General features: G+C 51.4%; 6 protein-coding genes. 1 reads left to right on the top strand and 5 read right to left on the bottom strand.

The window, feature by feature from the left end:
• The 5 genes from VE954_RS32440 to VE954_RS32420 all read right to left on the bottom strand — a co-directional run.
• Positions 1-417 (bottom strand): DEAD/DEAH box helicase family protein (locus VE954_RS32440; protein ID WP_324960848.1); only part of this gene is annotated, 417 nt, incomplete at its 3' end.
• Between the two features lie 54 nt (positions 418-471).
• Positions 472-663 carry a hypothetical protein gene (locus tag VE954_RS32435; protein ID WP_324960846.1) on the bottom strand — a complete coding sequence of 64 codons (192 nt, stop codon included), beginning with the start codon at positions 661-663 and terminating at the stop codon, positions 472-474.
• 46 nt (positions 664-709) lie between these two features.
• Positions 710-1141, bottom strand: coding sequence for a hypothetical protein (locus VE954_RS32430; protein WP_324960844.1), 432 nt, complete (start codon positions 1139-1141; stop codon positions 710-712).
• The gene (locus VE954_RS32425) at positions 1138-1860 is read right to left on the bottom strand and encodes a conjugal transfer protein TraL (RefSeq protein ID WP_324960842.1); all 723 of its coding nucleotides are present in this window, start codon (positions 1858-1860) and stop codon (positions 1138-1140) included. The genes VE954_RS32430 and VE954_RS32425 overlap by 4 nt, the downstream gene beginning before the upstream one ends.
• A gap of 215 nt (positions 1861-2075) precedes the next feature.
• Positions 2076-2528, bottom strand: coding sequence for a TraK family protein (locus tag VE954_RS32420; RefSeq protein WP_324960840.1), 453 nt, complete (start codon positions 2526-2528; stop codon positions 2076-2078).
• A gap of 320 nt (positions 2529-2848) precedes the next feature.
• On the opposite strand from VE954_RS32420, the gene VE954_RS32415 reads away from it, so the two are divergent.
• Positions 2849-3075: hypothetical protein (locus tag VE954_RS32415; RefSeq protein WP_324960838.1), on the top strand; the 227-nt coding region annotated here is incomplete at its 3' end.

Here is a 3075-nt window from a genome sequence, read left to right as displayed (position 1 = left end):
AAAATGCGCGATCGTATCGGCCCATGTCTTTGCATAGACGTGATGGCATTCATCAGCAATGACCACGGAAAATTCCGAAGGGTCAAAGCTGGAAAGCCTCTGCGCGAGGGACTGGACCGAGGCGACCACAACCCGCTCCGGTCCGGCTTTCCGCTCGGCCTGTTCAATCGTGACGGCCCCTTCTCCAAGGTGGAGCGCGATCTTTTCCGCCGTCTGATCGATTATCTCTTTTCTGTGGGCGACGAAGAGAACACGCCTGACCTCCGGCATGGAAAAAAGCTTTTCGATGAGCAGCGCGGCGATAACCGTTTTTCCGGCTCCCGTGGGAAGGTGCAGGAGGAGTTTTCGTTTGCCGGACTGGTATTTTGAAACCACGCGTTCAACTGCAGCATTTTGGTATGGTCTTGGCGTGAACACGGATCCTCCTCCTGAGTGGTGGCGTGTGAAATACCCTAAGTAGAGTACAGAATGTCAGTTTGGTCGTTCAAGCTCTGCTTTGGCGGTCGCAAAACCATTGTTCTCAGAAGCGGCACAGCCACTGCTGCCACCGCCACCACTGGTTCCACTGCCACCGACCTGGCCATCGGAAGTGAGAACTGAAACTCCAAAGCCCCCCGTCGAGCCTCCATCAATACTTCGCGCGATTTTTCCTGGCTTTTGCATAATATGGTCTCCTTTCCCGACAGTCGGGATCTGTTGTTTGGCAAGCTCACCACTTCATGAGCAGCAGATAAAGATTTGCGCAGAAAAAAAGGATTCCAAAAATGCCGCTGAGAAGGGCGGCATTCCTTGACGATTGCCGGACTCCGGCTCCTGCGCTTATTGCGTTGACCATGAAACTGCGGCCTTCTTCGGATATGCGTTTATACTCCTCCAGGTTGTTTTGGTGAATCGCCCTCAGGGTCTGTACCAATCTCTCATGCTCCGCTTTCTGGTCATTCCTCGCATTTGCAACCGTGGACTGAAGGGCGGATAAAACCCGAACATTCTGCTCATCCATTTTCTGAATCAGCTCGGCCGAATGGTGTTCGAAGATGACCTCATGAAGCGTGACGGAAACGATCAGCGGATCATCCTCAGTGAGGACGAGCCGATGCTTCTCAGCCACCCGCCGGATGAGTTGATCGCGGTCCAGCATCATATAGGAAGTCCATCAAGCTGTTTGAATAGCAGATCCCGTGTGATCCTGATCCGCTGTTTGGCCATGGTATTGAAGTCTTTTGATACGATCGCTTCATCGAAAGTCATTTTTTTGCTTAACATTTCACTGATGTCCCTCCCGAACGTGGCAGCGGGGCGTTCCGGAATGGTCACGATGGAAGAAATTTTGTCCTTATAAGTCTCATAAACACCTGTGTCCTCAAATTGTGTTCCATCGGCAGCGAACGGACCAAAATACTCATTCAGCCATACCACGATGGGAGCTGTGCAGCCAAGGCGCTCGGCGATCCCTTCGAGTCCAGTAAGAGTATCGCCTTTTGATTGGCCACCCGTAATCACAACATGGAGTAAAACTGACTTTCCTGCTTCCTTCAGGACGGATATGGCATCCGTTTCCTCAAGATATGATACGAGGGGCAGAAATGTGCTGGCTCCGCTATCGACCACAACTTCTGCTTCAGAATTCAGAAGCAACTCCATCAGTTCATCGAAGCGACGGGGGTCGATCGTGGTTGCTGGCATGATATCGACCGACTGAACCCGGAGAGTTTTGAAACCTGTAAACGATGCGTTCACAGGGTCGATATCGAGGCAGATCAGTTCCCTGCCTTCGCTTCTGCGATACTGAGCGAAGATAGCGCTGACGAGCGTTTTCCCAACGCCGCCCTTGCCTTGAAGAATGAAATGTACTTGAGACATGATACGGAACTCCTTTGCGACAATAATGAGTCGGCCAGGAGCCATGGAAAGGGAAGTGAGAGAGGACGCTGAACAACGCAAGAATCCAATCCCAGTACCCTTTCTTTTAGCTCCGAGGCCAAAAGCCTTCGAATGGCATGAGGGTCATGGACGATTGGTTTTTCTTGTCGCAGCAGGAGAATAGCGGGAAGTCGATTTCAGAGGCAAGATTTTTCTTACCGGCTGGTGATTATGCCGGTTCTAATTTCCTCGTCGGTCAGTGGGATTGGATTCCATTTGAATGGCTTGGGCATCTCGACCGCAGCCCTCTTGGGACGATCAGGGTCTACAGTAAACCCACCTTTTGATTTCTCCCGAGGCTTTTCCACTCCATTGCTTTCCTGTGGGTCAGCAGCGGGAGCAGCAGGCTGTCCATCACCTGGTGTTTTTTTCAGGTCGGGCTTGCCTGAAGGTTTTTTTCTCTCGTTCTTTGCAGGCAGAAGAGAGTTGACGTAGCGAACGAATTGTATGTACCTGGCATCAAATAGACCGTCACTACGCATCGTTTCCCAGATAACGCTCAACGGGTAGCCCTGCTCGATGGCGGCTGTGATCGAGTCCTTATGGGCCAGGAACTGGGTCCGCGCTTTGCCGTAAAAGCGCTTTCCTTCGAGTTTACTCAGGTCCATTTGAATCCACCCCCAGAAGGTATGTTCCATCCAGGTTCTACCATACCTCTTGCATAGTCCATGGCAAGTCTTTGTACGCATAATGCAATACCTTGCAATGAACGAACCATATTCTTACCTTCCATTGCAGAGTATGTACTTTGATAGCTGAGTTTATCTTTCCATTGCGTTGATGAAGAGGGCAAGATGTGTAAATGGGCCACCGTCGCTTTGCGACTCCCCCATTTACGGTTAAATTTACTCGCGGTGCTCGACATTTTGGACACGGAAAGTCACTGAAGCTGAAACAGCTTCTTCAAACTGCCAGGATTGGAGCGACTATGAATGACATGGAAGTCATGAAAAACGACCAGGGCAAGACCCCGGCCGCCGGCACTTTGGAAGCTCTCCGCGCCTTTTGCCAGGATCTGGCGGAGCAGGTTCGGGCTGAGACGCTCTCGCGATGGTCGATGCAGCAAACCCTCAGGACCCGGTTTCCACAATTTTCCGAGGCTGACCTTGCGCGGGAAATGCAGGATGCACTTAAAATTCTTCCGGGTGAGGAAGA

Source organism: Oligoflexus sp. (genome assembly GCF_035638955.1).
Classification (GTDB): domain Bacteria; phylum Bdellovibrionota_B; class Oligoflexia; order Oligoflexales; family Oligoflexaceae; genus Oligoflexus.
Note: the sequence above shows the minus strand (reverse complement) of the source record. Positions and strands in the feature narration are given on the sequence as shown.